The 23,215-nt window shown below is 73.5% G+C and carries 22 protein-coding genes; 8 read left to right on the top strand and 14 right to left on the bottom strand.

Features of this window, described 5'->3' with window-relative positions:
• Window positions 1-153 precede the first annotated feature (153 nt).
• Window positions 154-810 (bottom strand): DedA family protein, encoded by a 657-nt coding sequence (locus SLP03_RS20225; RefSeq protein ID WP_319462179.1) that lies wholly within the window; start codon window positions 808-810, stop codon window positions 154-156.
• Window positions 811-950: 140 nt separating this feature from the next.
• Window positions 951-1,310: a VOC family protein gene (locus SLP03_RS20230; protein WP_319462180.1), complete on the bottom strand. Its 360-nt coding sequence runs from the start codon at window positions 1,308-1,310 to the stop codon at window positions 951-953.
• 159 nt (window positions 1,311-1,469) lie between these two features.
• Here SLP03_RS20230 and SLP03_RS20235 point away from each other — a divergent pair, with 159 nt between their 5' ends.
• The gene (locus SLP03_RS20235; RefSeq protein ID WP_319462181.1) at window positions 1,470-4,322 is read left to right on the top strand and encodes an aconitate hydratase; all 2,853 of its coding nucleotides are present in this window, start codon (window positions 1,470-1,472) and stop codon (window positions 4,320-4,322) included.
• 66 nt (window positions 4,323-4,388) lie between these two features.
• On the opposite strand, the gene SLP03_RS20240 is transcribed toward SLP03_RS20235, so the two are convergent.
• The 8 genes from SLP03_RS20240 to SLP03_RS20275 all read right to left on the bottom strand — a co-directional run bounded on the left by SLP03_RS20240 (window position 4,389) and on the right by SLP03_RS20275 (window position 13,538).
• Window positions 4,389-4,997, bottom strand: coding sequence for an ATP/GTP-binding protein (locus SLP03_RS20240; protein WP_319462182.1), 609 nt, complete (start codon window positions 4,995-4,997; stop codon window positions 4,389-4,391).
• Window positions 4,978-5,367, bottom strand: a complete 390-nt coding sequence (locus SLP03_RS20245) for a DUF742 domain-containing protein (protein ID WP_319462183.1) — start codon at window positions 5,365-5,367, stop codon at window positions 4,978-4,980. The genes SLP03_RS20240 and SLP03_RS20245 overlap by 20 nt, the downstream gene beginning before the upstream one ends.
• Window positions 5,364-5,795, bottom strand: a complete 432-nt coding sequence (locus tag SLP03_RS20250) for a roadblock/LC7 domain-containing protein (protein ID WP_319462184.1) — start codon at window positions 5,793-5,795, stop codon at window positions 5,364-5,366. The genes SLP03_RS20245 and SLP03_RS20250 overlap by 4 nt, the downstream gene beginning before the upstream one ends.
• 94 nt (window positions 5,796-5,889) lie before the next feature.
• Window positions 5,890-8,433 (bottom strand): nitrate- and nitrite sensing domain-containing protein, encoded by a 2,544-nt coding sequence (locus tag SLP03_RS20255; RefSeq protein WP_319462185.1) that lies wholly within the window; start codon window positions 8,431-8,433, stop codon window positions 5,890-5,892.
• 96 nt (window positions 8,434-8,529) lie between these two features.
• Window positions 8,530-10,176: a prenyltransferase/squalene oxidase repeat-containing protein gene (locus SLP03_RS20260; protein ID WP_319462186.1), complete on the bottom strand. Its 1,647-nt coding sequence runs from the start codon at window positions 10,174-10,176 to the stop codon at window positions 8,530-8,532.
• A gap of 2 nt (window positions 10,177-10,178) precedes the next feature.
• Window positions 10,179-11,075, bottom strand: a complete 897-nt coding sequence (locus SLP03_RS20265; protein WP_319462187.1) for a terpene synthase family protein — start codon at window positions 11,073-11,075, stop codon at window positions 10,179-10,181.
• Complete coding sequence (locus SLP03_RS20270) at window positions 11,072-12,460, bottom strand: cytochrome P450 (RefSeq protein WP_319462188.1); 1,389 nt, start codon at window positions 12,458-12,460, stop codon at window positions 11,072-11,074. The genes SLP03_RS20265 and SLP03_RS20270 overlap by 4 nt, the downstream gene beginning before the upstream one ends.
• 160 nt (window positions 12,461-12,620) lie before the next feature.
• Window positions 12,621-13,538, bottom strand: a complete 918-nt coding sequence (locus tag SLP03_RS20275) for a GNAT family N-acetyltransferase (RefSeq protein WP_319462189.1) — start codon at window positions 13,536-13,538, stop codon at window positions 12,621-12,623.
• A 114-nt stretch (window positions 13,539-13,652) separates the two neighbouring features.
• Here SLP03_RS20275 and SLP03_RS20280 point away from each other — a divergent pair, with 114 nt between their 5' ends.
• Window positions 13,653-13,901, top strand: a complete 249-nt coding sequence (locus SLP03_RS20280) for a DUF2630 family protein (RefSeq protein ID WP_319462190.1) — start codon at window positions 13,653-13,655, stop codon at window positions 13,899-13,901.
• Window positions 13,902-13,944: 43 nt separating this feature from the next.
• Here the strand turns inward: SLP03_RS20280 and SLP03_RS20285 are convergent, their stop codons facing one another.
• The 3 genes from SLP03_RS20285 to SLP03_RS20295 all read right to left on the bottom strand — a co-directional run bounded on the left by SLP03_RS20285 (window position 13,945) and on the right by SLP03_RS20295 (window position 16,621).
• Complete coding sequence (locus SLP03_RS20285; RefSeq protein ID WP_319462191.1) at window positions 13,945-14,874, bottom strand: serine protein kinase RIO; 930 nt, start codon at window positions 14,872-14,874, stop codon at window positions 13,945-13,947.
• Between the two features lie 186 nt (window positions 14,875-15,060).
• Window positions 15,061-15,705 (bottom strand): HAD-IA family hydrolase, encoded by a 645-nt coding sequence (locus SLP03_RS20290; protein ID WP_319462192.1) that lies wholly within the window; start codon window positions 15,703-15,705, stop codon window positions 15,061-15,063.
• Window positions 15,706-15,766: 61 nt separating this feature from the next.
• A complete protein-coding gene (locus SLP03_RS20295) occupies window positions 15,767-16,621 on the bottom strand; it encodes a carbon-nitrogen hydrolase family protein (protein ID WP_319462193.1) in 855 nt (284 codons plus the stop codon).
• A gap of 105 nt (window positions 16,622-16,726) precedes the next feature.
• On the opposite strand from SLP03_RS20295, the gene SLP03_RS20300 reads away from it, so the two are divergent.
• The 6 genes from SLP03_RS20300 to mug all read left to right on the top strand — a co-directional run bounded on the left by SLP03_RS20300 (window position 16,727) and on the right by mug (window position 21,191).
• Window positions 16,727-17,299 (top strand): helix-turn-helix domain-containing protein, encoded by a 573-nt coding sequence (locus tag SLP03_RS20300; RefSeq protein ID WP_319462194.1) that lies wholly within the window; start codon window positions 16,727-16,729, stop codon window positions 17,297-17,299.
• A 119-nt stretch (window positions 17,300-17,418) separates the two neighbouring features.
• The gene (locus SLP03_RS20305) at window positions 17,419-18,324 is read left to right on the top strand and encodes a TIGR04222 domain-containing membrane protein (protein WP_319462195.1); all 906 of its coding nucleotides are present in this window, start codon (window positions 17,419-17,421) and stop codon (window positions 18,322-18,324) included.
• Window positions 18,321-19,139, top strand: coding sequence for a DUF692 domain-containing protein (locus SLP03_RS20310; RefSeq protein WP_319462196.1), 819 nt, complete (start codon window positions 18,321-18,323; stop codon window positions 19,137-19,139). Before SLP03_RS20305 ends, SLP03_RS20310 begins: the two co-directional genes overlap by 4 nt.
• 101 nt (window positions 19,140-19,240) lie before the next feature.
• Window positions 19,241-19,702 carry a hypothetical protein gene (locus SLP03_RS20315; RefSeq protein ID WP_319462229.1) on the top strand — a complete coding sequence of 154 codons (462 nt, stop codon included), beginning with the start codon at window positions 19,241-19,243 and terminating at the stop codon, window positions 19,700-19,702.
• 42 nt (window positions 19,703-19,744) lie between these two features.
• Complete coding sequence (locus tag SLP03_RS20320; RefSeq protein WP_319462197.1) at window positions 19,745-20,506, top strand: SDR family oxidoreductase; 762 nt, start codon at window positions 19,745-19,747, stop codon at window positions 20,504-20,506.
• Between the two features lie 10 nt (window positions 20,507-20,516).
• Window positions 20,517-21,191, top strand: a complete 675-nt coding sequence (mug, locus tag SLP03_RS20325; protein ID WP_319462198.1) for a G/U mismatch-specific DNA glycosylase — start codon at window positions 20,517-20,519, stop codon at window positions 21,189-21,191.
• A gap of 24 nt (window positions 21,192-21,215) precedes the next feature.
• Here mug and SLP03_RS20330 read toward each other — a convergent pair whose 3' ends face one another.
• Window positions 21,216-23,195 carry an ABC transporter ATP-binding protein gene (locus SLP03_RS20330; protein WP_319462230.1) on the bottom strand — a complete coding sequence of 660 codons (1,980 nt, stop codon included), beginning with the start codon at window positions 23,193-23,195 and terminating at the stop codon, window positions 21,216-21,218.
• Window positions 23,196-23,215 lie beyond the last annotated feature (20 nt).

The following is a 23,215-nucleotide window of genomic DNA, read 5'->3' on the forward strand; positions in this document are numbered from 1 at the left end:
CTACCGCATCAGCGTCGACAACCTCGCCGACTGGATCGCCACCCGCGGCTACACCACCTCCTGACCCACCCCACAGCACCAACCACGACAGGGCCGACCCCCAACCGGGGGCCGGCCCTGTCGTCGTGTCCGGGTATGCGCGCCGGGGACGGGTCAGCGCTCGCTGCCGGCGCGGACCGGCTCGGCCTCGTCGGCCGCCTTCGCCGGGTCGAGCCGATGGGCCCGGCGGCGCAGCCACCAGGTGCTGCCCAACCCGGCGAGGATCGCGACGACCAGGCCGGCCCACGAGATGTCCTTGAGCCAGTGTTCGGCCGCCCGGCCCACGGTGAAGAGCAGGTAGGTCGTGCCGAAGGCCCAGACCAGGCCGCCGGCCGCGTTCGCCAGCAGGAACCGGCGGTACGGCACGTGCAGCGCGCCCGCCAGCGGGCCGGCGAGGATCCGCAGCAGCGCCACGAAGCGGCCGAAGAAGACCGCCCAGACACCGTGCCGGGCGAAGCTCTGCTCGGCGCTGGCGATCTGCGCGGGGCCGAGATGTCGGGGGAAGCGCCGGCCCAGCCGGGCCAGCAGCGGACGACCGCCCCGGCGGCCCACCGCGTACCCGACCGAGTCGCCGACGATGGCGCCGGCCGCCGCGGCGGTGGCGACCCACTCCGGCTCGACCACGCCGGCCGCCGCGAGCAGGGCGGAGCTGACCAGGACGATCTCGCCGGGCAGCGGCACGCCCATGCTTTCCACGCCGATCACCGCGGCGACGATCAGGTAGACCACGCCCGGCGGCAGCGCGGAGAGCCAGTGCTGTACGTCGACCACCGCCACCCCTTCCGGTCCGACCTCGAACCCTACCCTCGCCGCGACGTCCGAACCGCCCGCTCCCGCACCGACCGCCCGTCCGGGGCCGGCGCCCGTCGACAGCACGCTCCCCGGCCGTTCGGCACGGCTCGGCGGGGCGGTCAGCCGGCGATCGGGGCGAGGAACTCGAGACGATTGCCGTGCGGGTCGTGGGTGTGGAAGCGCCGCATGCCGGGGACCTCGTCGTCACCCCAGGTGACCGGGTGGCCGGCGGCGGCCAGCCGGGCGGCGAGGTCGTCGAGGTCGGGGCGGAGCAGCGCCGGGTGGGCCTTGCGGGCCGGCCGGAAGTCCGGTTCGACGCCAAGGTGCAGTTCGGCGTCGTACCCGGTGAACCAGCAACCACCGCGGGCGGCGAGGGCCGGCGGCTTGGGCTTCTCGATCATGCCGAGCAGGCCGGCGTAGAACGCCCGGGATGCGGCCTCGGAGCCGGGTGGGCAGGCGAGCAGGACGTGATGGATCATGGTGGCCTCCTCGTCCCACAAGCTGGCATGAGGTTGCGTGAATAGCAAGACGGACGTACGGTTTTGTTGGAAGCGGAGAATCAGCGGTAAGTGTCACCTAACCGGGGCGTCGCCCCGGCCGGTGCGCCAGACTGCTCAGGACTACTCACGGTCGCTGGTGTGAAGGAGTACGACGTGGCGAGCCTCGACACCTTCGGTGCGAAGACCCAGCTACGCGTCGGAGACGCGAGCTACGAGATTTTCAAGATCGACAAGGTGGTGGGCCACGACCGGCTGCCCTACAGCTTGAAGATCCTCCTGGAGAACCTGCTGCGGACCGAGGACGGCGCGAACATCACCGCCGACCACATCCGCGAGCTCGGCGGGTGGGACCCCACCGCCGCCCCGAGCGTGGAGATCCAGTTCACCCCGGCGCGGGTGCTCATGCAGGACTTCACCGGCGTGCCCTGCGTCGTCGACCTGGCCACCATGCGGGAGGCCGTCCGCGACCTCGGCGGCGACGCCGCCAAGGTGAACCCGCTCGCCCCGGCCGAGCTGGTCATCGACCACTCCGTCATCGCCGACCTCTTCGGCCGCGAGGACGCCTTCGCGCGCAACGTCGAGCTGGAGTACGAGCGCAACAAGGAGCGCTACCAGTTCCTGCGCTGGGGCCAGACCGCGTTCAACGAGTTCAAGGTCGTGCCGCCGGGCACCGGCATCGTGCACCAGGTCAACATCGAGTACCTGGCCCGGACGATCATGGAGCGCAACGGCCAGGCGTACCCGGACACCGTGGTCGGCACCGACTCGCACACCACCATGGTCAACGGCCTGGGCGTGCTCGGCTGGGGCGTCGGCGGCATCGAGGCCGAGGCCGCCATGCTCGGCCAGCCGGTCAGCATGCTCATCCCGCGGGTCGTCGGCTTCAAGCTCTCCGGCGAGATGCCGGCCGGCACCACCGCCACCGACCTGGTGCTCACCATCACCGAAATGCTGCGCAGGCACGGCGTGGTGGGCAAGTTCGTCGAGTTCTACGGCCCCGGCGTGGGCGCCGTACCGCTGGCCAACCGGGCCACCATCGGCAACATGTCCCCGGAGTACGGCTCCACCGTCGCGATCTTCCCGATCGACGCGGAGACCATCCGCTACCTGGAGCTGACCGGCCGCGACCCGCAGCAGGTCGGGCTCGTCGAGGCGTACGCCAAGGAGCAGGGCCTCTGGCACGACCCGGACCACGAGCCGGAGTACTCCGAGCGGCTGGAGCTCGACCTGGGCACCATCGAGCCGTCCCTGGCCGGCCCGAAGCGCCCGCAGGACCGGGTGCCGCTGGGCAGCGCCAAGACGCTGTTCCGCTCCGCGCTGACCGACTACGTGGCGGACGACTCCGCCGGCGAGCGCGACCTCAAGCCGGCCGTACCCCGCGAGAAGCTGCCGTCCGGCGCGCACGGCCCGGCCGACGAGGCCAGCGCCGAGTCCTTCCCGGCCAGCGACCCGCCGGCCAACGAATTCAGCGACCCGGCCGACGAGCCGCGCGACCTGGAGACCGCGGCGGTCGGCTCCGGCGGTCGGGCCAGCAACCCGATCCGGGTGACCAGCGCCGACGGAGTCGAGTACGAGTTGGACCACGGCGCCGTGGTGATCGCCGCGATCACCTCCTGCACCAACACCTCCAACCCGCAGGTGATGATCGGTGCCGCGCTGCTCGCCCGCAACGCGGTGGACAAGGGCCTGACCCGCAAGCCGTGGGTGAAGACCACCCTGGCGCCGGGCTCCAAGGTCGTCATGGACTACTACGAGCGCGCCGGCCTCACGCCGTACCTCGACAAGCTCGGCTTCAATCTGGTCGGCTACGGCTGCACCACCTGCATCGGCAACTCCGGCCCGCTGCCGGAGGAGGTCTCCGCCGCGGTCAACGAGGGCGACCTCGCCGTCGTGTCCGTGCTGTCGGGCAACCGGAACTTCGAGGGCCGGATCAACCCGGACGTCAAGATGAACTACCTGGCGTCCCCGCCGCTGGTGGTCGCGTACGCGCTGGCCGGCACGATGGACATCGACCTGGCCAACGAGCCGCTCGGCGAGGACAGCCAGGGCAACCCGGTCTTCCTGCGCGACATCTGGCCGAACAGCGCCGAGATCCAGGACGTCATCGCCCAGGCGATCGGCGCCACCGGCTTCAGCGCCGCGTACGCGGACGTCTTCACCGGCGACGAGCGGTGGCAGTCGCTGCCGACCCCGACCGGTGACACGTTCGCCTGGGAGGGCGGGTCCACCTACGTCCGCAAGCCCCCGTACTTCGAGGGCATGGGGCGCCTGCCGGCGCCTGTTTCCGACATCGGTCCGGCGCGCGTGCTGGCCAAGCTCGGCGACTCGGTGACCACCGACCACATCTCCCCGGCCGGCTCGATCAAGGCCGACTCCCCCGCCGGGAAGTACCTCGCCGAGCACGGCGTGCCGCGCCACGAGTTCAACTCGTACGGCTCCCGCCGCGGCAACCACGAGGTGATGATCCGGGGCACCTTCGCCAATATCCGGCTGCGCAACCAGCTGGTCCCGGGGGTGGAGGGTGGCTTCACCGTCAACCACCTGACCGGCGAGCAGACCTCGATCTACGACGCCTCCACGGCGTACCAGGAGGCGGGCGTCCCGCTGGTCATCCTGGCCGGCAAGGAGTACGGCTCCGGCTCGTCCCGCGACTGGGCGGCCAAGGGCACCATGCTGCTCGGTGTCAAGGCGGTCGTCGCCGAGTCGTACGAGCGGATCCACCGCTCGAACCTGATCGGCATGGGCGTCCTGCCGCTGCAGTTCCCCGTCGACACCACCGCGGAGTCGCTCGGGCTCACCGGCACGGAGACCTTCACCATCACCGGCGTGACCGCGCTGAACGACGGCGAGGTCCCGCGCACGGTGAAGGTCACCACCGACACCGGCGTGGAGTTCGACGGCGTGGTCCGGATCGACACTCCTGGTGAGGCGGACTACTACCGGCACGGCGGCATCCTGCAGTACGTGCTGCGGCGCATGATCGCCAGCTGACGTACACCGAAAGGGCCCCTTCCCGCGACCCAAGCGGGGAGGGGCCCTTTCCGCATCCGGACGGGGTCAGTCCCCGGCGGCGCGGCGGCGGGCCTCGCGGGTCTTCATGGCGTGCTCCAGCAGCGTGATGAGCACCTCCTTGCTCGACTCCCGCTGCCGGGCGTCGCAGAGCACCACCGGCACCACCGGGTCGAGGTTGAGCGCCGCCTGCACCTCGCCCAGCCGGTGCTGCTCGGCGCCCTCGAAGCAGTTCACCGCCACCACGAACGGCGTGCCCCGGCCCTCGAAGTAGTCGATCGACGGAAAGCAGTCGGCCAACCGGCGGGTGTCGGCGAGCACCACCGCCCCGATGGCGCCCAGCGCAAGCTCGTCCCAGACGAACCAGAACCGGTCCTGGCCCGGGGTGCCGAAGACGTAGAGCACCAGGTCGTCGCTGATGGTGATCCGACCGAAGTCCATCGCGACGGTGGTGGTGCCCTTCTCCTCGACGCCGGAAAGGTCGTCGATCCCCACCCCGGTCTCGGTCAGCACCTCCTCCGTCCGCAGCGGACGGGTCTCGCTGACCGCGCCGACCATGGTGGTCTTGCCCACGCCGAAACCACCGGCGATCAGAATCTTGATCGCGGTGGGCAACGGCGCCGCTCCCGCCGGCCGCTCAGAGGGCCCGAAGTCCATTGATAACCGCCTCGAAAACGCTGTCGTCGGGAAGGCCGGCGGTGGTGCCGCGCGGCTCACGGACCTGCACCAGGGTGCGGGCCACCAGGTCACCAAGGAGGACCCGGACGGTGCCCACCGGCAGGTCGAGGTGAGCGGCGATCTCCGCCACGGACTGCATCCGCTGGCAGAGGCCCACAATGGCCACGTGTTCGGGGCCCAGCCCCGACTCCGACGCCACGTCGGCCCGGGTCGCCATCACCAGGGAGATCAGGTCGAACGTGCCGGTGACCGGACGGGCCCGGCCCCGGGTCACCGCATACGGGCGCACCACCGGGCCCGCATGCTCGTCCACCCACTCGTGCTCCGCGGAGTCTCCCTGGGCGATCATCGCGTCGGAGTCTCGCCGCTCGACTGCTCGGGCGCCCGGGTCGGCGAGGCGACGAACCTGCCGACCCGGGTGACCAGCATCGCCATCTCGTACGCGATCAGGCCCACGTCGGCGTCCTCGGAAGCCAGCACCGCCAGGCAGGCGTTGCGGCCCGCCGCCATGACGAACAGGAAAGACGACTGCATCTCGATGATCGTCTGCTGCACCTGACCGCCACCGAACCGTTTGCCCGCGCCCCGGGCCAGGCTCTGGATGCCGGCCGCCATCGCCGCCAGGTGCTCGCCGTCGTCCCGGCTCAGCCCCTGCGATGAGGCCATCAGCAGGCCGTCGGTGGAGAGCGCCACGGCGTGCTCCGCCTGCTTCACCCGGCCGACCAGATCATCCAGCAGCCACGTCAGGTCCGCGCTCGAAGCCGTCTTCTGCGCCACTCGTCGTCCTCTTCTCCCGGCTGGTGTCGCCGTGCTCGCTCCGCCGTACCGGCCGGCCTCGGGTGCCGCCGGGCCGGCGTCGTCCTCAGGTCGCCTACTCGTCCCCCGTGTCGGGCCCGCTCCCGGGCCCGCGCGCCGCCCCGCCGAGCAACCGCGCCGCGTCGGTCCGGCCGCGTCGGATACCGCTCTGGTAGGAGCTCATCATCCGGCGCACCTGCTCCGGAGGGCGCAGCGTGTCCTCGTCCGGGTCAGCGTCCGAAACGGACGGTTCGTCACGCAGCTCCGGCACGATGCTCGCCTGCCGTACCCGCACCGGCAGCCCGGATTCGGTCCGGGCCGGCTCCTCCCGGCCAACGTCGGTCGCGTCCGCCGCGGAGCCGTCCGCCGCCGGAGCGACGCCACCGTCCCCGGTGGACCCCCCGGCCCGCACCGGCAGGCCGGTCGGGAACGTCGGATCGTCGAGCCCCGGCGGCGCGGTCCGGCGGGTACGCGTCGGCAGCCCCGCCTCCGTCGCCGGCAGCTCGCCCGGCCCGGCCGCCACGGCGCGGCCGGGCACGGGGCCCGACCCGGCCGGCAGGTCGTCGCCTTCGTCGTCCCGACGCTCGGCGTCCGGCGTCGTCGGCCGGGGCGGCTCGACCAACGCCACCGGCGCGGTGAGCAGCTCGCCGGTCGGCTCGGACCGGTCGGCCGGGCCCGACACGGCGGGCACGCCGGTTCCCGAGCCCGCCCGGAACGCGCCGGAGCTGATCGGGTCGGGGCCGTGATCGGTGACCAGGTCGAGCGGGATCAGCACCACCGCCGTCGTGCCGCCGTACGCGGACTCCTTGAGCTGCACCCGCACGCCGTGCCGTCCGGTGAGCCGGCTGACCACGTAGAGGCCGAGCCGGGCGGCATGGGCCAGGTTCAGCTCGGACTTGTCGACGATCCGGTGGTTGGCGGCGGCGAGGTCCTCCGTGTTCATGCCGAGGCCCCGGTCCTCGATCTCGATGGCGAACCCGTTGGCCACCAGTTGGCCGCGCACCTCCACGGTGGTGTGCGGGGGCGAGAACGACAGCCCGTTCTCGATGAGCTCGGCCAGCAGGTGGATGACGTCACCGACGGCCCGGCCGGCCAGCGACACCGGACCCAGCGGCAGCACGTTGACCCGGGTGTAGTCCTCGACCTCGGCCACCGCGCCGCGGACCACGTCGACCATCGGCACGTTGCGGCGCCAGGACCGGCCCGGGGTGGAGCCGGAGAGCACGATCAGGTTCTCCGCGTTGCGCCGCATCCGGGTGGCCAGGTGGTCCACCCGGAACAGGTCCTCCAGCTCCTCGGCGTCGTGCTCGCGGCGTTCCATCGCGTCGAGCAGGGTGAGCTGGCGGTGGACCAGCGCCTGGGTGCGCCGGGCCAGGCTGAGGAACACCTCACGGACGCTGCGGCGCAGCTCGGCCTGCTCGACGGCGGTCCGGATCGCGGTCTCCTGCACGGCGTTGAAGGCCTTGCCCACCTGGCCGATCTCGTCGTCGCCGAACTGCAACGGCGGCGCCTCCCGGGCGACGTCGACCTCCTCGCCGTGCCCCAGCCGCTCCACCACGCCGGGCAGCCGCTCGTTGGCCAGCCGGAAGGCCGCCTCACGCAGCCGCTCCAGTTGCTGGACCAGCGTCCGGGTGGTGGTGATCGAGACCACGATGGACGCGATGACGGCGAGCAGGCCGAGGCCTGCCGCCAGCACCAGCCGCACGATCACCATGACGGCGACCGGGGTGGCCCGGGACACGATGTCCTCGCCGCCAGCGAGAATGACGCCGCGAAGGTCCTCCATCGCCTGCGGGGCGGCGCCCTGCCACGCCGGTGCCGCCACGGGCGGCCTGACGTCGCTGCCCTTGGCCGCCAGGATCCGGTCCTCCAGGCCGCGCAGCTGTTGGAACGCGGCGCCGTCGATCATTGTTTGATAGCGGCCGCGGTCCCTCGAGGGCAGATCGTTCGCCGTGCGCTCGGCGAGGTACCGCTGCGCACCGACCAGCCGGGCGAAGGCGGTCTGCTCGGCCACGGTCATCCGGTGGGCCGCCAGGACACCCGTCAGCAGCGCGTCCTCCTGCGACAGCAGCTCGCGGGCCCGGTTCAGGTCGATCAGCGCGGCGGTGTCCCGGGCGATCTCTTCGTCGTCCAGACCGCCGAGCGCGTCGAAGACCCCGAAGATCGCGTCGATCGCCCCGTTGTACGCGGCCAACGTCTCGGTCCGGTCGATGGTTCTCCGCCCCACCTCGGCCCGGATGCCGCCGAGCTGCTCGACCTCCGTCCGAAGCTCAGCGATCCGCTGTTGGAGCTGGTCGCTCGCCGGCAGCTTGGTCCGCCAGTCCTGGGTGGACTTCCACAGCGTCGAGGCGGTCTCGTCGGTCCGCTGCCGTTGCGCGACCAGCTCCTTGAGCTGGTCCGGGTCGGCCTGTCCCAGGTACGACAGCGACAACCGCCGCTCGTTCTGCAGCTGCAGCAGCAGCGGATCGCTCGGCTCGAAGACCCGTGAGTTGAGCGTCTGGACACCGAGCAGAGTGAAGCCGTCCCGGGCGGTCACCCACGCCGCGAAGGCCCACAGTGCGATCAGCGACATGAGCAGGGCGATGACTTTGGTACGGAGATTCGTACTGCGGGAACTCATCACACCGTCCTGGCCGGATATTCGGTCACGTGCCCGAGTTGAGTCGTCGACGTTCCGATCGACCCCGGCGCACGCTAGCAGTGTCCGGAAGTTGTCTCAAGCGTTGCTGATCATGGCAGGGTTGGCGCGGGGTGCTGGGCCGGTCGTCCCGTCGCCGGACCACAGTGCGGCGAGCACCGCCGCACGCACGATCAGCGTCGGCCGGTACAGGTCCTTGTCGTGCCACAACGCTGGCTCGCCATCCTGGCCGTCCAGCTCGGACAGCCGACGTCGTCCGTCGGCGACGGCCGCGACGACCTTTTGGTCGAACGACCGGTCGGCGGCCAGCAGCGCCAGCACGGCGTACGCGGTCTCCTCCGCGGTGCCGGCCCACCGTCCCCAGGATCCGTCCGGCCGCTGGGTGTCCAGCAGCCAGTCGGTGGCCCGCCCGACGGCGGTGCGTGCCCCGGCGCTTTGGACGTGGTCGCCGAGGGCGAGCATCGCGCAGTACGTGGCGTAGTAGGAAGACGCGTGCCACCGGTCGGACCACCGCCCATCAGCCTGCTGTCGGGCGACCAGCCAGGCGGCGACCCGGTCCGCGGTGGCCGCGACGCGGGGGTGGACCGCCGGGCCGCCGTGCGTGAGGTGGTGACCGAGGGCGTCGAGCACGTGGGCGTTGGTGGTGACGGAGGCCCCGTCCTCCCCCCGCCACGTGCAGAAGTGGGCACCGGTGTCGTAGGACCGGAGGCTGGACGGGTCGACCGGCACGCCCAGCCGGGCGAGGGCGTACAGGGTCACCGAGGTGGTGTCGGCGTCGGCCGGCAGGCCGGGCCCGGTGGCGGCGCCGACCGGCCCGACGGCGGCCCGCAGCTCACCCACCAGCGCGGCGGGCACCGTCATCGGCACCCCCGCCCGGGTGAGGATGCTGAGCACCCAGGCGCGTTCGAAGACGGCGATCGGGCTGGCGCACGGCACCGGGCCGCGCCGGCCGACGTCCCGCAGGTAGTCCGAGGCGGATCCGCCCGGGTCGTCGGGGTGTCCGATCCAGGCGGCGGTGGCCGCCGGTGACGCGCCGATCGTTCCCGGACCCGTCGGCGAGACGCCGGCCGCCCGTCGGGCCCGGTCGCCAGCCACCTCGAGGGCGTGCGCCAGCTTCTCGGGGACCGGTCGACCGGCCCCCAACAGGCTCCGTACCCGGTCCAGCCGGCCGGAGTCCAGGCCGGCCGGAAGGGGGAGCCGGGGACGGTCGCGCCACGCCTCCAGACCCGCCGGCGGGCCCTCCGGGCCGTTCAGCCATCCGTCGATCGACTCCAGCAGCGCCGGCACGATCAGATCGGTGGCCGGCAGGTCGGGCAGTGCCGGCGCGGCCGGGTCACCGAGGCGACCGGCCACGAAACGCAGGCCCCGATCGGCGGCGCGGACCAGTTCCGCAGCCAGCCCCGGACCGCCCCCGCGACTGAGCACCGTCAACAGGGCATCGGTGGCGCTCAGGCTCGGCACCAGGGCGTATCCCTCCGGACCGCCCCAGCCACCGTCGGCCCGCTGCCGGTCGAGCAGCCAGACGATCCGCACGTCGTGGCCGGGCAGCCAGGGCGCGAGGCCGACCAGGCGGGCGGTCTCGTAGACGGACGCCGAGGTTTCCCCGGACGGATTCCGCGCCATCGCCGCGATCAGTTCCCGGACCTGACCGGCGTGCCCGCGTGCGTCGTCGGGCAGCTTCCCGCCACCGCTCCGACAGGCGGCCACCCGACGGTCGCCGGCCATGTTCACCGGGTTCCCCAGAAGTCGGTGAGGCGGTAGAAGCCACTGGTGAACCCCAGCTGCCGGGACAGGTAGTCGGCCTCCCGAGGGCAGCTGGGCGCCAGCTCGGCCAGCAGGTGTCGGCAGTGGTCGATCTGCGCCGCCGTCCGCCGTTCGATCTCCGCGCGGTCGTCCACCAGCATGATCGCGTTGAGGTCCCCCCATTCGAGGTCGCGTTCATAGGTGCCCAAGTCATTGACCAACCGCAGGGCCCGTTGCACCTCGTCGCTCACGGTCACGAGTCGTGGCAGCTGGCGGTGCGTCTCGGACGATCCGGCGTGGATCCAGTGGGCGACGTTGACCACCGTGGCGGCAAGATTGTCGGCGTTCGCGAGGTACTGGGTCAGGGTGGGTGGTCGCGCGGTCCCGTCTTCCGCCGCGGTCTTCCAGTCCCACTCGCGTGCCATGGCGGTCAGGGTGCGACCGATCTCCTCCCGCCATAGGCCCCGCAGTCCGGCGAAGGCCGGGGAGGCGGCGAGGTCGTCGCGCAGTTCGGCGAGGAACCGTCCCAGCGGATCGTCGGCCGCGGCGCCGTCGGCCACCGCCAGGCACGTCTCCGTGATCCGATCGAGCTCTGACCGGGACGTCGCCAGGTGGTCGACCTGCCAGTCGACCGCGAAGCCCCAGAGCACCGCGCGGCCGGTGAGAGCGAGCTCCTCGGCGGTGCACCACGGCGCGCTGAACGCCATGGCCAGCGCGATGCTGCTGAACAGTGCCGCGTCGAAGGGCTTGCTGGGAAAGAGATCGGGATGGGCGCCGGCCCGCCGCTGCAGGTCCCGCTGTCCCCGGGCGGCGAGCGCGCAGATCCGTCCCTGTTCCGCGGCCGAAGCGAGCTGGCCGCCCTGTACATCCACTCTGGTCATGCCCTCTCAGTCGCCGTCCGGGTGGCCAGCAGGGTCAGCTCGACCCGTTCGCGCGGCCGGAGCGCCGCGGCCAACCGCAGGCCGGGCACGCCCGGGCGGCGCAACCGGAACTGGTACCGGCTGAGCATCGTGGCGAGGATGAGCTGCGCCTCCAGGTAGAACAGGTTCATCCCGAGGCACTGGTGTGGGCCGCCACCGAAGGGGAAGTGGGCGTACCGGTGACGGGCGCGGACGCGCTCCGGCCGGAACCGTTCCGGGTCGAACTCGTCCGGCCGCTCCCAGAACTGCGCCATCCGCTGGGTGATCAACGGGCTCGCCACCATGGTGGCGCCGGCCTCGATCGGTACGCCGTCGATGACATCCGCGGCGACCGCGCGGCGCGGGATGATCCAACCGATCGGGTACAGCCGCAGCAACTCGTCAAGGACCATCCTGGTGTAGGTCAGTTCGCGCAGGTGCTCGCGGCGGACCGGTCCACCGCCCAGCACCTGGTCGATCTCGGCGTAGAGCTGGTCGGCGACGTCGGGATGCTGCTCCAGGTGGGGCCAGAGCCAGGTGAGCACGTTGATGGTGGTCTCCGTGGTCGCCGCGAACATCGCCACGGTGTCGTTGCGGACCTGCCGCTCGTCGAGCGGCCGACCGTCCTCGGTGCGGGCTCGCCACAGCGTGGAGATGATGTCGTCACCGTCGTCGGCCGCCGCCTTGGCCGCCCGGACGACGGGCAACAGCACGTCGTCGACGATGCGCACCGCCCGGCGGAACGGGCGGTCACCCGGCATCGGCAGGGACAGCGGGGCGAACGGCACGATGATCCGGGGGATCACCGCGGTGGCGATGACGTCCTGCGCGTCGATCACCCGCATCGCGTCCGGCACGGAGATCTTGTCAGCGAAGAGCACCCGCATGATCGCGCAGCTCACGATCCGGGACTGCTCGACGCCGATGTCGACGGTCCGCCCCGCTGGGGACGGCTCACCCAACTCGTCCACGGCGTCGCCGATGGCCTCGGCCATCCCGTCGATCAGCGCCTCCACGCGCTTGGCGGTGAACATCGGCTGGAGCATCCGGCGGCTGGCCGACCAGATCTGACCCTCACCGAGGATCCCCTCGCCGAACAGCCGCTTGATTGGCCGCCAGAACAGCCCGTCGCCAGCTCGTTCGTAGTTGTCGGCGCGGTCGCGCAGGACGTGCTGCACGTGCCGGGGGTGGGTGACCAGGTAGGGGCGGAACGACCCGAGGTTGAGCCGGACGACCCCTCCGCCGGTCCGGTTGCCGACGTCGATCAGCGCGCGGGCGGGATCGCGGAGCAGGCCCGGCAGGATCCGGTGCAGAGGGACGGTGCGGAGCTGCCCGGTCGGCTCGGGTGCCGGATGCGACTGGTCCACGTGGTGCGCCCCCCTGGGTCATCTAAGTGTCGCGGCGCCGTCATGACCCGTGATGTTGCCGCCGAGCATGCCATCCGGACAGGCGGATCAGAAGACGGAGAAGAAGATATTTCACGGAACAACATTCCCATTGTTGACAATGGAGCGGTCAGGGCATTGCTCAGCCGCAGAGGTTCCGCAGGTGGCGCCACTCGCCACCGACCGTCCGGTAGCCGAGCCGCCGGTTGAGCGCCAGCATCGCGTCGTTGCCGGCGTCGTTGGTCGTGACGGCGTACCGGAAGCCGGCCCGGCGGCCTCGGCGCAGCGCGGCGACTTTGACCAACCCGGCCAGGCCGGCCCGACGGTGGGCGGGCCGGGTGCCGGTCATCCCGGACTGGTAGCCGTGACGGCCGTCGGTCAGGGCGAGGCTGAACGCCGCGACCGCACCGTCCACGATGGCCAGACAGGTCAGCGCCCGGTCCAGGTCGGGGCGGTGCCAGTAGGCGGCCAGCCAGTCGGGGTAGCTGATGTCGTCCATGCCCACATCGCCGGGCTCGTCGCGGGCGGCGTCCAGGTCCGCCTCGTACAACGGGCGCGGATCGGCCAGGTCGGCCGCCGTCGCCAGCTCCACCCCGGGCGGCACCGGCAGGACGGGCAGCGCCGCCGCGGCCAGCTCCAGGCGGAGGAACAGGGCCCGCCGGCCGCGCCGGTAGCCCCGCCGCTCGGCGAAGCCGACCGCCATCGGATCGTCGGCCACCTTGGCGTACGCCGTCCGCGCGCCCACCCTGGCGAGCCGCTGCTCGGCGGCAGCGAGCAGGGCGGACCCGGCGCCGCCCCCGCGCCGTCGCGGATGCACGGTGACGTTGGCGAAGCCCAGGTCCGGTTCGGCGCTCTCGTGCAGCAACCCGGTACGGGCGACGCCGACCACCTCCCCCGCGGACTCGGCGACCAGCAGGGCGTACCGCTCGGCGGCCGGGCCGGCGGTCGCCTGCCAGGCGACCAGCTCCGGGGTGACCAGGACGTGCGGGTTGGCGGCCCGTAGCAGCGTGGCCACGGCCGGGGCGTCGGCCGGGCGGAACGGGCGCGGTACCGAGATCATGGCGTGGCACCGTACCGCGCGGGGGGCCACCCCGCGTGCCGCTGCCCCGACCGGTCAGGCCGACGCGGAACAGAACGTGGGCGTGTCCGAGCGGCCTGTGCCAGGCTCAGGGGCATGGACGACATGACCATCCTGAACCGGATCTCCGAACTGGTCGACGAGGAGCACCGGCTGCGCTCGGCCGCGCAGGAGCACGAGTCCGGCACCGACGACGAGGCCAAGGAACGGCTGCGGGCGCTGGAGGAATCCCTTGACCAGTGCTGGGACCTGCTGCGCCGCCGCCGCGCGGCCCGGCAGGCGCATGGCGACCCGGACGCCCAGGGCGAGCGCCCGGTGCCGGAGGTCGAGCGCTACCTCCAGTGAACCGGTGTCCCGGGCGGGTCGGCCCGCCCGGGACCCCGTCCGCTCAGCAGATGCCCGCCTCGCGCAGCAGCAGCCCGGTCAGCGCGGCCGGGTCGGCGTCCAGGGCGGGCAGTCCCCGCGCGGTGAACCACGCGCCGACCACCTTGACGTCCCGGGCGAGGAACTCCGGCCCCTGCGGGTTGGCCACCACGTCGACCACCTGCGGCAGATCGATCATGACCAGCCGCCCCCGGTGCACCAGCAGGTTGTACGGGGACAGGTCGCCGTGCGCGTACCCGGCGCGGGCGAGCACGACCAGGGCGTCGACCAGCTGCTCCCACAGGTCGCGCAGCTCGGCCGGCTCGGGGCGGACCTGGGCCAGCCGCGGCGCCGCCTGCCCCTCGTCGGCGTCCCCGACGAACTCCAGCATCAGCTCGGTGCCGAGCAGCTGCACCGGGTACGGCACCGCGATCCGCCCGGATTCCGCGCCGATCTCCCAGAGCCGGGCCAGCGCCGCGAACTCGGCCGCCGCCCACTGCCCGGCGATCATCTGCCGGCCGAACGCGGTCCGCCCGGCCATCGCCCGGTTCTCCCGGGACCGGCGGACCCGCCGCCCCTCCAGGTAGCCGGCGTCCCGGTGGAAGAGCCGGTGCTGGGCGTCCCGGTAGCGTTTCGCCGCCAGCAGGCAGGACCGGCCGGTCTCCGGCACGGCCCGGCGGACCAGGTGGACGTCCGCCTCCTTGCCGGTCTTGAGCACGCCGAGTTCGGTGTCCCGCGCGGCCAGCTCGGTGACCAGCCACTCGGGGTGCGGTTCCGGGCCGTGCACGGCCCCGTCCCAGGAGGACCAGGGGTCCTCGGGGTCGGGCTCGTCGTCGGGCTCGGTCAGGGCCGGCTCGGCGTGCCGGCCCTGCTTCAGGTAATACGGTTCGTCGTCGTCGAAGCGGCTCTTGCCGCGGCCATGGCGCTGGCGCGCCGGGAGGTCGTGTTCACGCACTGGTTCGCTGATCCCTTGATCGAGGCTGGTGGAGGCAGGTGGAACGACCCTGCGAAAACGGCCATGACCGACCTCCAATCCTCGACCGGGCGCCGCCCGGCTGCGCCCTCGCGCGGCCCCCATGCTCACCTGGGGCGACCGCCCGGTCAACCGATTAACCGGGACCCGGTGGGGACGCGCGCCGGCTCAGCCGGCGAGCACCGTGGCCACCGCGGCGATCAGCCCGTCCACCGTGCGGGTGGGCGCGAACCGGGTGTCCGACCAGGTCCGGCCGCGGTGCAGCCAGACGCTGGGCAGGCCGACGGCGGCCGCCCCGCCGATGTCCGCCTCCGGGCTGTCCCCGATCACCCAGGCGCCGCGCAGCGGCATCCGCGCCCGCTGGGCGGCGAGCGCGAAGATCCTCGGGTTGGGCTTGCTGACCCCGGCCTCCTCGGAGATCACCCATTCCGCCACGTACCGGTCCAGGCCAGTGCGGCGGATCTTCGCGTCCTGCTGGCGCACCACGCCGTTGCTGACCACCACCGGCACCCAGCCCGCGGCGTCGGCGATCCGCAGCGCGCAGGCGACCAGCGGATCCAGCCGGGTGTTCGCCACCACTCCGTCGTGCAGCTCGTCGACCAGGTCGATGGAGGGGATGCTCAACCCGTACCGGCCCCGGATGGCGTCCGCGACGTCCCACCGGTCGGTCAGCCCGTCGGCGTCGATGGAGAGCAGCCAGTCGATGTCGTCGGCCGGCGCGCCGACGCTGTCCAGGAAGCGCTCTCCCCACGCACGGAACGCCCCGGTCCGGTCGAGCAGGGTGTTGTCCAGGTCCAGCAGGAGCAGCGGCACTCGCGCACCCTACGGGACCGAGGCGCACCGCCGACAGGGCCCGGCGTCCCTGCGCCGTCCGTCAGCCGCGCAGCACCGTTCGGGGGAGCCCCTGGTCGGCAGGCCGGTCGGCGAGCATGGTGTGCGCCGCCCGGGTGGCCGCCAGCGCCCGCGGGTCGAGGGTCGCCACCAGCACGTCCTCCCCCGCGTCGGCGCCGCGCGCGAGCGGCCGGCCCTCCGGGTCGTACACCGCCGCGCCGCCGTTGAACCGCCACGGGTCGGCGCCGCCGACGGCGTTGGCGAAGACGACGTACATGGTGTTGTCGAGGGCGCGGGCGGCGTAGTAGAGGTCGCGCCGGTGCGCCGAGCCGGCCAGGTAGCCGCTGGGGCAGAGGTAACCGTGCGCGCCGTCGGCCGCGGCGGCCCGGCCGTGCTCGGGGAAGCAGCCGTCGTAGCAGATGCCCAGGCCGAGCCGCCAGCCGTCGACCAGCAGGGTGGCGCCGCGCCGGCCCGCGTCGAACAGGTCGCGCTCGTCGCCCCAGAGCTGCTGCTTGTCGTACGCCGACCGGGCGACCCCGGTGGCGTCGACGACGAGGGAGGAGATGGTGCGCCGCCCGTCGGGGTGCCGGACGGCGGCCCCCACCACCACCGTGGTCCCGCCCGCCCGGGCGGCCTGTCGCAGCGGATCGAGCCGCGGATCGTCGACCAGTCCGTCCGCGCCGGTGGCCACGTCGGTGCCCGCCGGGTCGGCGGCCAGGGTCGGCGGGTGGTACGCCGGCAGGAACAGCTCCGGCAGCACGACGATCCGGGCGCCCGGTGCCCGGGCGACAAACCGGGCGGCGGTGGCGGCGTTCTCGGCGACGTCGCCGGGGACGGGCTCGGCCTGGACGGCCGCCACGGTCAGCGGGTGCTCGGGCACGGGGGTGGCCGGGGTCATCGGGCGATCGTAGCCGGATCGCCGAGGTCGACGGTTCCGGCGAAACCCGTTCCCAAGCCGTACGTACGGTTTGCGTCGGGCCAGGGCACCTGACACGATCGTCCCGTGCCCAGAGTAAGTCAGGATCAGCTCGACGCGCGCCGGCAGGAGATCCTCGCCGCCGCTCGGGCGTGTTTCGCCCGGCACGGCTACGAGGGCGCCACCGTACGCCGCCTGGAGGAGGCCACCCGGCTGTCCCGGGGCGCCATCTTCCACCACTTCCGGGACAAGGACTCGCTCTTCCTGGCGGTCGCCGAGGACGACGCCGCCGCCATGGTGGAGACGGTGGCCCGCAATGGCCTCGTCCAGGTCATGCGGGACCTGCTCGCCCGGGCGGTCTCCCCGGACACCACCGGCTGGCTCGGCAGCCAACTGGAGGTCTCCCGCCGGCTGCGTACCGACCCGGCCTTCGCCCGGCGCTGGGCGGAACGGTCCGCGGCCATCGCCGAGGCCACCCGGGAACGCCTGGTCCGCCAGCGGGAGGCCGGGGTGCTCCGCGAGGACGTACCGATCGACGTGCTGGCCCAGTTCCTGGAGCTGGCCTACGACGGGCTGGTGCTGCACCTGGCGATGGGACGCCCGGCCGGCGACCTGGGGCCGGTGCTCGACCTGGTCGAGGAGGCCGTCCGCCGCCGCTGACAGGCGTCCGCCCCGAGGCACCGGATCTCGGTCCGGTAACTCGGCCCGCGGGCCGGATCAGCGGTGGCGGGTCTGCTCCACAATGGGGCCGCGATCCCCTCGCGCGACAGGAGCAGAGCATGACCGTCCTCGCCGCACCGGGCGACACCTGGGGCATCCCCGGCCCGGTATTCCTGCGCTGGTACCTCCTGGCCGTGGCCGTGGCGCTCGTCGGCACCCTGGTCCACCGCTTCCGCGCCCTGGCCGGTACGGCCGCCGGCGGCGTCGGGCAACTCGGACCGCAGCAGGTCGCCTACCTCAACGGGGGCGACCAGCTCGCGGTCTGGACAGCGCTCGGCGGGCTGCGGCGCAGCGGCGTGGTGGGCGTACGGCCCGACCGGCGGCTCACCACCGGCGCCTCGATGCCCGCCGGGGTCACCCCGCTCGACCAGGCGATCTACAACGCGGCCGGCCGGCACGTCTTCAGCCGGGAGCTGCGTCGCGACGAGTGGGTGACCCGGGCTCTCGAGCAGCTCCGGGACGGTCTGCAGGAGCACGGCTTGGCGCTGGGCCCGGCCCGGCGGGCCGCCGTCCGACGCGGGCCGATGTTGCTGGCCGCCCTCCTCGCGCTCGGCGGGATCCGGCTGTTCGTGGGACTGTCGAACGGCCGCCCGGCCGGCTTCCTGATGCTCGCCCTGGTCCCCCTCTTCGTCGCGTTCGTGCTGCTCAGCCGGGTGCCCTGGCGGACCCGCGCAGCCGACCGGGCGCTGCGCGACCTGCGTCGCCGGCACACCTACCTGGCGCCCGCCTCGGCACCCGCGTACGCCACCTACGGCGCGTCCGACGCGGCGATGGGGGTGGCGCTCTTCGGCACCGCCACGATCTGGATGATGGACCCTGGCTTCGCCGAGCAGGCCGAGATCCAGCGTCAGGCGCTCTCCGGCACCAGCGGGGGCAGCTCCTGCGGCGGTGGCAGCTCCTGCGGGGGCGGGGGCGGCGGCGGGTGCGGGGGCGGGTGCGGCGGCGGGGGCGGGTGCGGCGGATGACCGGGCCGTACGCGGTGGGCATCGGCTGGCGGCCGGAGATCAGCGGTTTCGTCGCCGACCTGCCGGGGCTGCACTTCGTCGAGGTGGTCGCCGAGACGCTCGCCCCGGCCGGGCCGCTGCCGCCCGGCCTCGCCGAGCTGCGCGGGCGCGGGGTCACCGTCGTACCGCATGGGGTGAAGCTCTCCCTCGGCGGCGCCGAGCCGGTGGATCCGGCCCGGATGGCCCAGCTGGCCGGGGTGGCCGCGCTGGTCGACGCGCCGCTGGTGAGCGAGCACATCGCGTTCGTCCGGGCCGGCGGGCTGGAGGCCGGGCACCTGCTGCCGCTGCCCCGCAGTCGGGAAGCGGTCGCCGCGGTGGTGACGAACGTCCGGCGGGCGCAGGCCGAGCTGCCGGTACCGATCGCGCTGGAGCCGATCGCCGCGCTCTTCGACTGGCCGGACGACGAGCTGGACGAGGCGGCCTTCCTGACGGAGATCCTGGACGCCACCGGGGCGCTGCTGCTGCTCGATGTCGCCAACGTGCACGCCAACGCCCGCAACCGGGGCACCGACCCGCTCGCGCTGCTCGACCGGCTGCCGCTGGACCGGGTCGCCTACGTGCACGTGGCGGGCGGGGCGGACCAGGGCGGCTTCTACCACGACACGCACACCGACCCGGTGCCGGCGGAGGTGCTCGATCTGGTCGGCGAGCTCTGCGCCCGACGCCGGCCGCCGGCCCTGCTGCTGGAGCGGGACGGGCACTACCCGCCGGCCGCCGAGCTGCGCGGCGAGCTGGACGCGCTCGCCGCCGCCTCGGGCTTCCCGGTGGTCACGTGACCGGCCCCGACGCGGCGTTCACCCCCGGGACGGCGGCCCCCGGCGCGGCCGGCGACCGTCGCCCCGGGCCGCCCGCTCCCGCCCCGGCCGGGGGGCCATCGATCGGCGGTACCGGCCCGGCCGGCGACCTGGCGACGCGGCAGGCGGAGCTGGTCGCGACGCTGGTCGCGGGCGGTCCGCTGCCGTCCGGGTTCGCCCCGGCACCGGTCGACGCCGCACGCCGCGCGTTGCGGCGCAAGCGCGGCGGTGACGTGGCCCGGCACTGGCCGCTGCTCGCCGCCGGGCTCGGCACCGCCTGGCCGGCGACGTTCGCCGACTGGGCGGCGGACCGCCCCACGCACGGGTCGCTGCGCGACGGCTGGGACCTGGCCCGGGAGCTGCGCGACCGGGGCATACTGCCGCCGCTCGGGGCGGAGGAACTGGCCGCGCGCGAGGCCGTCACCCGCTACGACGGGCGGAACGCGCCCCGGCCGCGCCGGCTCCCGGCCGTGGGCCGGGCCGGCGGCGCCGTCGCGGTGCAGCTCGCCGGTCGGGTACGCCTGCTGCGCCCCGCCCGCCGCTGAGTCGGTTGGCGCGCCGATCCGGCGTACGGCAGGATCGGTCCCATGGATCTCGGACTGGCCGGGCGGGTGTACGTACTCACCGGCGCCTCCGGTGGCCTCGGTTTCGCCACCGCCGAACAGCTCGTCGCGGACGGCGCCCGGGTGGTGATCTCGGCGCGCGCCCCGGAGCGGGTGGCCGCGGCGGTCGACGCGCTCGGCGGACCGGAGCGGGCGGTCGGGCTGACCGCCGACCTGAGCGACCCGGAGACGCCGCAGCGGCTGGTCACCGCCGCCCGGACTCAGTTCGGCCGGCTCGACGGGGCGCTCATCTCGGTGGGCGGCCCGCCCCGGGGCACCGCCGCCCAGGTGACCGACGAGCAGTGGCGGGAGTCCTTCGAGACGGTCGTCCTGGGTAGCGTCCGCGCCGCCCGGACGGTGGCCGCCGCGCTCACCGACGGCGGCGCGATCGGCCTGGTGCTCTCCACCTCGGCTCGCGGGCCGGTGCCCGGCCTGGGCATCTCCAACGGCCTGCGCCCCGGACTGGCCGGGGTGGCCAAGGACATCGCCGACGAGTACGGCCCGCGCGGCGTACGCGTGGTCGGCCTGCTGCCGGGCCGGATCATGACCGACCGGAACCGGGAACTCTTCGCCGCCACCGGGGACGCCGAGCGGGCCCGGGCCGAGGCGGAGGCGTCGATCCCGCTGCGCCGGATCGGCGAACCGGCCGAGTTCGGCCGGTTCGCCGCCTTCCTGCTCTCCCCCGCCGCCGGCTACGTCACCGGGATCACCGTGCCGGTCGACGGCGGCGCGCTGCGCGGCTTGTGACGGCGCACCGATGACGGGCGGACGCCGGGCGGCCCGGGACCCGGGCGACCGCGTCCCGGAGGCGTCCGGCGAACGTCGGCGGGCGCGCGGCCCGATCCAGGGCGGTGCGGCGACCGGTCCACCCGCTGCCCGCCGGTATCCGCGGCCGAGCCGGGAGGAGCTGGCGGCGGCGGCTGACAAGATCCTTCCGGACCTGATCGCACCGGGGCTGGACGTGCTCTTCGTCGGGATCAACCCGGGGCTCTGGTCGGCGGCCACCGGCTGGCATTTCGGCCGGCCCGGCAACCGGTTCTGGCCGGCGTTGCACCGTGGCGGCTTCACCCCGCGCCAGCTGCACCCGAGCGAGCAGGGCGAGCTGCTCGGCCGGGGCCTCGGCATCACCAACATGGTGGCGCGGGCCAGTGCCCGGGCCGACGAGCTGACCGCCGGGGAGCTGCTGGCCGGTGCGGACGACCTGACCGCGAAGGTCGAGCGGTACCGGCCGCGGTGGGTGGCGGTGGTCGGGGTGACCGCGTACCGGATCGGTTTCGCCCGACCGAAGGCAGCCTTCGGCCCACAGCCCGAACCGCTCGGCGGCGCCCGGCTCTGGGTGCTGCCCAACCCCAGCGGTCTGAACGCGCACTTCACCCCGGAGACGCTCGGTGCCGCCTTCGCCGAGCTGCGCGCGGCGACGACCGCCGGTTGATCTCCGGTGGCCGTCGCCGCCGGGTCAGTTCGCCGCGGCGGGCGGCATCGCCTCGTCGGCCACGTACGTTGCCATCGGCATGGTGATCACCGGCTCCGCACCGGTGGCGTCGACGTACGGGGTGGGCGAGTCGGCGACCGCGAACTGGGTCCGGTACAGCTCGGCGTAGAGCCCGCCGACGGCGACCAGCTCGTCGTGCCGGCCCCGCTCGACGATTCGCCCCTCGTCGAGGACGAGGATCTGGTCGGCGTCCCGGACGGTGGAGAGCCGGTGCGCGATCACCAGGGCGGTACGCCCGGTCAGCGCCACCGACAGTGCCCGCTGCACGGCCGCCTCGCTCTCCGAGTCGAGGTGTGCGGTGGCCTCGTCGAGGATCACGATCGACGGCGCCTTGAGCAGCAGCCGGGCGATCGCGATGCGCTGCTTCTCGCCGCCGGAGAAGCGGTAGCCCCGCTCGCCGACCGTGGTCTCCAGCCCGTCGGGCAGGGCGCGGACCAGGTCGGCGACCTGCGCCCCCGCGAGCGCGGCCCAGATCTCGTCGTCGGTGGCGTCCGGCTTGGCGTAGCGCAGGTTCTCGGCGATGGTCTCGTGGAACAGGTGAGCGTCCTGGGTGACCACGCCGATCTCGTCGCGCAGCGAGGCGAGGGTGGCGTCCCGGACGTCGACCCCGCCGACCAGCACGTGGCCGTCGCTGACGTCGTAGATCCGGGAGATCAGCATGGACAGGGTCGACTTGCCGGCGCCGGAGGGGCCGACGAGGGCGACCATCTGCCCGGGCTCGACGGTGAACGAGACGCCCTTGAGCACCGGCTCGTTGATGGTCCGGTCCAGAGTGGCGACCTCCTCCAGGGAGGCCAGCGACACCTCGGCGGCGCTCGGGTAGCGGAACCGCACGTCACGGAACTCGACCCGGCCGGTGCCCCGGGGCACCGGGACGGCGCCCGGCTGCTCCTCGATGCCGGGGCGCAGGTCGAGCACCTCGAAGACCCGGTCGAAGGAGACCAGCGCGCTCATCACGTCGACCCGAACGTTGGAGAGCGCGGTCAGCGGCCCGTACAGGCGGGTGAGCAGCAGCGCGAGGGTGACGACGGTGCCGGCGCTGACCGCGCCGGTGACCGCGAGCCACCCGCCCAGGCCGTAGGTGAGCGCCTGGGCCAGCGACGCCACCAGCAGCATCGCGACGAAGAAGGTCCGCGAGTACATGGCCGACTGGATGCCGATGTCGCGTACCCGCTCGGCCCGGTCGGCGAAGCGGCGCGCCTCGACCTCGGGCGAGCCGAAGAGCTTGACCAGCAGCGCCCCGGCCACCCCGAACCGCTCGGTCATCGTCGCGCTCATCTTGGCGTCGAGGTTGTACGACTCCCGGGTGATCTCGGCGAGCCGCTTGCCCACCCGGCGGGCCGGGATGATGAAGATCGGCAGCAGGATCAGCGAGAGCGTGGTGATCTGCCAGGAGAGGGTGAACATCACGCCGGCCGTGAGCACCAACTGGATGACGTTGCTGACCACCCCGGACAGGGTCGAGGTGAATGCCCGCTGGGCGCCCAGCACGTCGTTGTTGAGCCGGCTGACCAGGGCGCCGGTCTGGGTCCGGGTGAAGAACTGCAGCGGCATCCGCTGCACGTGGTCGTAGACCCGGGTGCGCAGGTCGAGGATGATGCCCTCGCCGATCCGCGCGGAGTACCAGCGCTGGGCCAGGGAGAAGAGCGCGTCGGCGACCGCCAGCACGGCGATGACCACGGCAAGCCGGGCCACCATCGCGCCCGCTTCGGTGCCACCTCGGTTGATCGCGTTGATCACGTTACCGGCGAGCACCGGGGTCGCCACCCCGATGACCGCGGCGATCACCACGGTGATCAGGAAGACCACGATGTCGCGCCGGTAGGGCCGGGCGAAGGCGACGATCCGCTTGGCGGTGCCGCGCGTGAGCTGGTGGCTGGAGACCTCGTCCCGGCTGCGCATCGACCGGAGTGTGCTCCAACCGGCCATGCCCCCGCCGTGCATCGGACTGGACATCGTCACCT

Origin of the sequence: Micromonospora sp. RTP1Z1 (assembly GCF_033804685.1) — a bacterium.
GTDB lineage: Bacteria > Actinomycetota > Actinomycetes > Mycobacteriales > Micromonosporaceae > Micromonospora.